This is a genomic window from Microcoleus sp. CAWBG58 (assembly GCF_020883045.1).
Classification (GTDB): Bacteria; Cyanobacteriota; Cyanobacteriia; order Cyanobacteriales; family Microcoleaceae; genus Microcoleus.
This window is the reverse complement of sequence record NZ_JAHRFA010000077.1, coordinates 24,868-31,602: the sequence shown is the minus strand read 5'-3', so window position 1 is coordinate 31,602 and position 6,735 is coordinate 24,868. Positions and strand designations below refer to the sequence as shown.

The following is a 6,735-nucleotide window of genomic DNA, read 5'->3' as shown; positions in this document are numbered from 1 at the left end:
GTAAGTGTCTATATTACATTTTGCTGTCGAGGGTTTAGTTATTTTTCTCATTGTCCGATACCTAGAAAGTAGACGACCCATATTTATCAATTCACTGTTTCGTTATTTTGTCAATGCGTAAGTCCTATAAAATCTAAAATCGACTGACTGATGCAGATTGATGGCGGGGTGTTTTGGATTTTAGGCTAAACTCGCCCCGACAAATCGACTCTAAAAATAATTAGACTCCACCCCTTGACAAGCTCTGCCAGTCTGTGCAACATTAATTATAACAATTGTTCGATATACTTATTTTTCTCCAAGCTCAGCCGTCAAAAGTTTTTTTTGTATAGGCTTATACTATATCGGATGTTCGATATAGGAATATTCGGTCGATCGCTCTTAAATCTCCGATAACCTAGGATCTAGAATCAAAAATCGTAAGATCGATCGACCTATGCCAAAAATAGTTGACCGCGAATTGTACCGCAAAGAACTGCTGAACAAATCCTTTGAACTCTTTGCCGAAAAAGGCTATTCCTCCGTCACAATGCGAGAAATCGCCTCGGGAATTGGAGTTTCTACAGGCACGCTGTACCACTATTTTCCAAGTAAAGAAAGCTTGTTCGAGCAATTAATTGAATATTTGAGTTATGAAGATACCAAAGAAGAAGAACTAGCACAATTAGGAAATCCGCCCACCCTGGGAGAAAGGATTCAAGAAATGATGAATTATCTGGCAAAGAATGAAGATTATATTATGAAAAGCTTGTTGATAATCTTTGATTTTTGTCAGAATAAAAGTCGCCAAGATATTGACAACAACCAAGCTCTTCAGCAAGCAGGAAAGCGTTACGAAGAGGCAGTGTGTTGCTACTTGGGTGTTTCCGATCCGGCCATTGCTATATTTATCATCAACTCTATTGACGGCTTGCTGGTAAGAAGGTTTTATCAAGGAGAAAGGATATCTTTTTCTGAACAAGCGAATTTATTAAAAGAAATGCTGCTGGCTTATTTAGAAAAAAAACAACCGCAAATCTAGGAGGAATATGAATTTTCAATCTTTCGTCAAGCCTAAAAATAAATTGGTAATGGGATTGGTAATTGCTGGCGCTACTATTAGCGTGGGTACAACTTTTTACGGCATTTCTCAGTTTGGATCTTTAGCTAAAAATGCTGAACCTTTACCCGTAGAAACACCTCCACCCCGAAAAATCACGGCTTTGGGAAGATTGGAACCGCTGGGGGAAGTGATTCGCTTGGGGGTGTCGCAGGCGTTGGATGGCGATCGCGTGGCGAAGCTTTTAGTCAAAGAGGGCGATCGCGTCGAAGCAGGGCAATCGATCGCAATTTTGGATGCGGGCGATCGGCTAAAATCTGCTTTAGACGAAGCCAAAGAAAAAGTCAAAGTTGCTGAAGCCAATTTAGCCAAGGTAAAAGCGGGCGCCAAGTCGGGAGAACTTGCAGCACAATCTGCGACAATTGGCAAGCTAGAAGCCCAATTGCAAGGAAACCGGGAGGCGCAACAAGCAACAGTCGATCGGCTGCAAGCACAATGGGAAGGAGAAAAAAAAGCACAGCAAGCAACTATCAGCAGAATAACCGCACAATGGCAAGGAGAAAGGAAAGTACAAACAGCAACAATTAGCCGCATAACTGCACAGTGGGAAGGAGAAAAAGCAGCACAAACTGCCGCAATCAACAAATTAAAAGCCGAGTCTACTAATGCCGAAACCGAATATCTGCGGCACAAAGAACTTGTTACCGAAGGCGCTATTTCTAACTCCGTCATGGATAGCAAACGGCTGGCATTAGAAACAAGCCGGCAGGAAGTTAAAGAAGCCGAAGCAAATCTCAGCCGCATCAACAGTACGGCAAAAGAGCAGCTTAAAGAAGGCGAATCAAATCTTGCCAGAATTAACAGTACAGCAATCCAACAACTCAACGAAGCCGAAGCAAATCTTTCCCGAATTAACAATACAGCAATCCAGCAGTTAGCAGAAGCTGAAGCAACACTTAACCGCATTAAAAACAGTGGCAGCGAAGAACTAAAAGAAGCCGAAGCAACTCTCGACAAGATCGGCGAAGTACGCCCGGTAGACATCCAAGCAGCCCAAACCGAAATCAATAGCGCGATCGCCCAAGTCAATCGCGCCCAAACCGAATTAAATCAAGCTTACATCCGCACTCCGCAACCCGGAAAAATCCTCAAGATTCACACTCGTGTAGGAGAGAAAATTAGCGATGACGGCATTGCAGACGTGGGAGAAACTCAGCAAATGGTAGTCGTTGCCGAAGTTTACCAAACCGACATCAGCAAAATCAAGGTAGGGCAAAAAGCAGGTGTTACCAGCCAAGCATTTTCAGGAGAATTGCCGGGAACTGTTAAAGAAATCGGGTTAAAAGTCAGCAAGCAAAACGTGTTTAGCAACCAGCCGGGAGAAAACTTAGACAGCCGAGTTGTAGAAGTGAAAATTCACCTAAATCCTGAAGCTAGCAAACAAGTTGCGGGGTTGACAAATTTGCAGGTACAAGTAGCAATTCAGAAGGACTAAAGTCCTCACTACAAACCTTTGAGGATTGAAATTTATGGCAGAATTAGGGCCAGATCCAAACCTACCTTATCCGATGGCAAACCAGCGCCGGGTTTGCTTTATCAAAAACTTTGTTAAATCGCCCAATATTGTTGTCGGCGATTACTCTTACTACGACGATCCGATCGATCCGGAAAATTTCGAGAGAAACGTACTTTACAATTACGGAAGTGAAAAATTAATTATTGGTAAATTTTGTGCGATCGCCACCAACGTCAAATTTATCATGAACGGTGCGAACCACAAACTCGACGGCATTTCAACTTATCCTTTTCCCATCTTTGGGAACGGCTGGGAAACGGCAATGAATTTATTAATGGAACTGCCAAGTAAAGGCGATACAGTCATCGGGAATGATGTTTGGATCGGTTACGAATCCGTAATTATGCCGGGAGTAAAAATCGGCGACGGTGCGATTGTTGCCGCCAAATCTATTGTCGTAAAAGATGTTCCCGCTTACACCGTTGTCGGCGGAAACCCTGCAGGTTTAATTAAGCAGCGTTTCAGCGATGCTGAAGTTGCACAACTATTACAAATGCGCTGGTGGGATTGGGAAATTGATAAGATTTCGCGCAACATTAACTTAATTATGCAATCCGATATTCAAGCCCTCAGCAATGCCGAGTAAACTCGCAAATACAGCGATTTAAAATTAACAAAATCGAGGTTTTTTCATGCTTCAAATTGCTTACTTAGTTCTCTGTATTCTGGGCACTGCTTTGCCCTATTCCCAGTTTCTCCCTTTTCTCTTAGAAAAAGGGTTGAATGTCAACGAGTTCTTTGGACAATTGTTTGCCAATCAAATTTCCGGTTTTTTCGGCATGGATGTAATCGTATCTTCCGTGGTTTTGTGGATTTTTGTATTTAGCGAAGGTTCGCGTCTGAACATGAAAAACTTGTGGATTTATATTGCCAGCAACTTACTGGTTGGCGTTTCCCTGGGTTTGCCTTTATTTCTCCTAATGCGGCAACGCAAAATTGAACAAACAGCTTCAAACAATTAATAATAAACCCATTCCCAATGCCCAATGCCCAATGCCCAATGCCCCATTCCCAATTCCCAATTCCCAATTCCCCAAATATTATGTTTCGCAAAACACCCCTTGCTTGGTTGCAAGTAACTAGAGAAAAGACTCGTCTTGCGGTTGCTATCGCCGGAATTGCCTTTGCAGATATTCTGATTTTTGTGCAATTAGGATTTCAAGATGCACTTTTTGACTCAGCAGTTAAACCGCATGAAAGTTTACAGACAGATTTAGTTTTAATCAATCCTCAATTTGAAACTTTTGCTGCGGTAAAACAGTTCAACAGAGAGCGACTTTATCAAGCACAAGGAGTCGTAGGAGTCAAGTCTGTCACTTCTTTATATATTGGGATGGGACAGTGGCGAAATCCCACAAACCGCACTACGCGAGGAATTTTAATTTTTGGCATAGATCCTGGCAACACAACATTTATTTTGCCAGATGTCAATCAGAATTTGGCTCAACTTCAAAAGTTCAATAATGTGTTATTTGACCAAGCTTCTAGACCTGAGTATGGGGAAATTGCCAATATTTTTAATACACAATCTACCCTCGAAACTGAACTTAACGAACGAAATATTCAAGTAGGAGGAGTATTTACTCTCGGTACTTCTTTCGTGGCTGATGGCAATGTCATTGCTAGCGATTCTACTTTCATGAATTTATTTCCAGAACGCAAACCAGATGAAATTGATGTGGGTTTGATTCAGTTAAAACCGGGGGCTGATATCCTCAAAGTTAAATCAATGTTGAAAGCTATTTTGCCGGATGATGTGAAGGTTCTGACATTAGCAGAATTTGCAGAAATTGAAAAGGCTTATTGGGGAAATGCTACTCCGATCGGCTTTATTTTCGGATTCGGTACAATTATCGGATTTGTTGTTGGTCTGATTATTGTTTACCAAATTCTTTACTCTGATGTTTCGGATCACTTGGCGGAATATGCGACTTTGAAAGCTATGGGATATAGCGATCGCTATTTAGTCGGAGTTTTAGTTCAGGAAGCTTTGTTATTAGCTATTTTGGGTTTTATGCCGGGAATTGTTTTGGCTAACGGACTTTATTCCTTAGCGCAATCTGCGACATTGCTGCCAATTGCGATGACAGCAAATCGAGCGACTACTGTATTGGGTTTAACGATTGTGATGTGTACTGGTTCTGGCGCGCTGGCTTTGCGGAAATTGCGATCGGCAGACCCCGCCGACATCTTCTAGAACAAAAAAAACTCCTGTTTCACAGCAAAAAAGAGGTTCGTAGTGAGGACTTTAGTCCGCATCAAAAAAAAGGTTCGTAGTGAGGACTTTAGTCCGCATCAAGAGAGGACTGAAGTCCTCACTACAAACAGGCTAATCAATGAGGTTCGTAGTGAGGACTTTAGTCCGCATCCAAGAGAGGACTGAAGTCCTCACTACAAACATTAAAAAACACAAAAAATTACCATGCAAACCCTAAATTCTCCGGCAAACTTCGACCAAAATATCACAAATAAAGCTGTAATCTCAGTCAAAAACCTCAACCATTACTTCGGCAAAGGCTCCCTCAAAAAACAAGCTTTATTTGATATTAATCTCGATATCAACTCTGGGGAAATAGTAATTATGACGGGGCCTTCTGGTTCGGGTAAAACAACTTTACTGACGATGTTAGGCGGCCTGCGTTCGGCTCAAGAAGGGAGTCTGAATATTCTGGGGGAAGAAATACGGGGCGCTAGTAAGAATCAGTTAACTAAGTTGAGAAAGCAAATTGGTTATATTTTTCAAGCGCATAACTTGATGACGTTTTTGACGGCTAAGCAAAATGTGCGGATGTCTTTGGAATTGCATAAGGAAATGCTGAATCAGAATATGGATGCTTTGTCAATATCAATGTTGGAGGCTGTGGGTTTGGGCGATCGCGTCAATTATTACCCAGAAAATCTTTCGGGAGGGCAAAAACAAAGGGTGGCGATCGCCCGAGCGTTAGTCAGCCGTCCTAAAATAGTGTTAGCGGACGAACCTACGGCGGCTTTAGACAAACAATCCGGGCGAGATGTGGTTGAGATCATGCAAAAACTAGCAAAGGAACAAGGCTGCACGATTTTGCTCGTAACGCACGACAACCGCATTCTCGATATTGCCGATCGAATTATCTACATGGAAGACGGCCGATTAGCAACAAATCCGAATCTAGTAATCAGTCAGTAGGGGCGGTGCCCCCGTGCCCGCCCTCTTAGTCATTAGTCATTTGTGCAAGATGTGAGTTAAAATTAACGGCGAATACTCCCTTGAATAAATACTAAAAAGTAACCGCAATGGCTTACAGCGAATTTAATTTAGAAAGGGTCAAAAAAGACTTTAACCTAACTACTTTGGAAAGGTTAAATATTTTTGCGGACGCACCTGAAGTAGAAAGCAGTCAATGGCTGAAAGATACTTTGCAATACTATCAGCCGATCGTCCGCGGCAGCAACAGTGAGAAAGCGCGATCGGAACTCATCATAGCTCCAATTTTGGTAGAATTGAAAAGACAAAAGAATGAGTCAGTAAATTTATTCTCTGGAGTTGATTTCACTGTTGACGAAGCTAAAGGGTTAAAAGGAATTTGTGATTTTATTGTTACCAAATCCCCAGAAGTTTTTATAATTACTGCCCCAGTAATTACGATTGTCGAAGCCAAAAAAGAAAATATTAATGCAGGTTTGGGGCAGTGCGCTGCTGAAATGGTTGCTGCTAGAATATTTAACGAGCGATCGGGCAATGAAATTGAGGCAATTTACGGAGTTGTAACAACGGGAAGTATTTGGCAATTCCTGAAACTGCAAGGACAAGAAATTGAAATAGATTTGAGCGAGTATTATCTCAAAGACGTGAATAAGATTTTAGGCATTTTGGCGATCGGCATAACTTGATCGAGATGGTGTAGGTTAATTGGATTTTGTAAACTGTGACACATTTCAATTGTAAATATGATTTTCCCTCTTGCCTATTCTCTTTTGTGGAGTGTAGCCCTATTTATATGCACAACAGCTTATAATACAATACGGTTTACTTAGGATAGTCATTGCGAGGAACGAAGCAATCTCCGGATCTATTTCTCATAGGGTTTTACCATCAGGGCCCTCTTAAGTAAACGGTATTGGCTTATAATAGTCTAAATAA

The 6,735-nt window shown here is 41.7% G+C and carries 7 protein-coding genes; all 7 read left to right on the top strand.

What is annotated here, in order from left to right; translation table 11 throughout:
• Positions 1-436: 436 nt before the first annotated feature.
• The 7 genes from QZ918_RS26255 (at position 437) to QZ918_RS26225 (ending at position 6,485) form a co-directional block, all read left to right on the top strand.
• A complete protein-coding gene (locus QZ918_RS26255) occupies positions 437-1,021 on the top strand; it encodes a TetR/AcrR family transcriptional regulator (RefSeq protein ID WP_293340299.1) in 585 nt (194 codons plus the stop codon).
• Positions 1,022-1,028: 7 nt separating this feature from the next.
• The gene (locus QZ918_RS26250; RefSeq protein WP_293340296.1) at positions 1,029-2,534 is read left to right on the top strand and encodes an HlyD family efflux transporter periplasmic adaptor subunit; all 1,506 of its coding nucleotides are present in this window, start codon (positions 1,029-1,031) and stop codon (positions 2,532-2,534) included.
• 34 nt (positions 2,535-2,568) lie between these two features.
• Positions 2,569-3,201, top strand: coding sequence for a Vat family streptogramin A O-acetyltransferase (locus QZ918_RS26245; protein ID WP_293340294.1), 633 nt, complete (start codon positions 2,569-2,571; stop codon positions 3,199-3,201).
• A 46-nt stretch (positions 3,202-3,247) separates the two neighbouring features.
• Positions 3,248-3,577: a DUF2834 domain-containing protein gene (locus tag QZ918_RS26240; RefSeq protein ID WP_293340291.1), complete on the top strand. Its 330-nt coding sequence runs from the start codon at positions 3,248-3,250 to the stop codon at positions 3,575-3,577.
• A gap of 38 nt (positions 3,578-3,615) precedes the next feature.
• Positions 3,616-4,812, top strand: a complete 1,197-nt coding sequence (gene devC, locus QZ918_RS26235; protein ID WP_293340289.1) for an ABC transporter permease DevC — start codon at positions 3,616-3,618, stop codon at positions 4,810-4,812.
• 225 nt (positions 4,813-5,037) lie between these two features.
• Positions 5,038-5,781, top strand: coding sequence for a DevA family ABC transporter ATP-binding protein (locus tag QZ918_RS26230; protein ID WP_293340286.1), 744 nt, complete (start codon positions 5,038-5,040; stop codon positions 5,779-5,781).
• Positions 5,782-5,888: 107 nt separating this feature from the next.
• Positions 5,889-6,485, top strand: coding sequence for a hypothetical protein (locus tag QZ918_RS26225; RefSeq protein ID WP_293340283.1), 597 nt, complete (start codon positions 5,889-5,891; stop codon positions 6,483-6,485).
• The last annotated feature ends 250 nt before the right edge of the window (positions 6,486-6,735 follow it).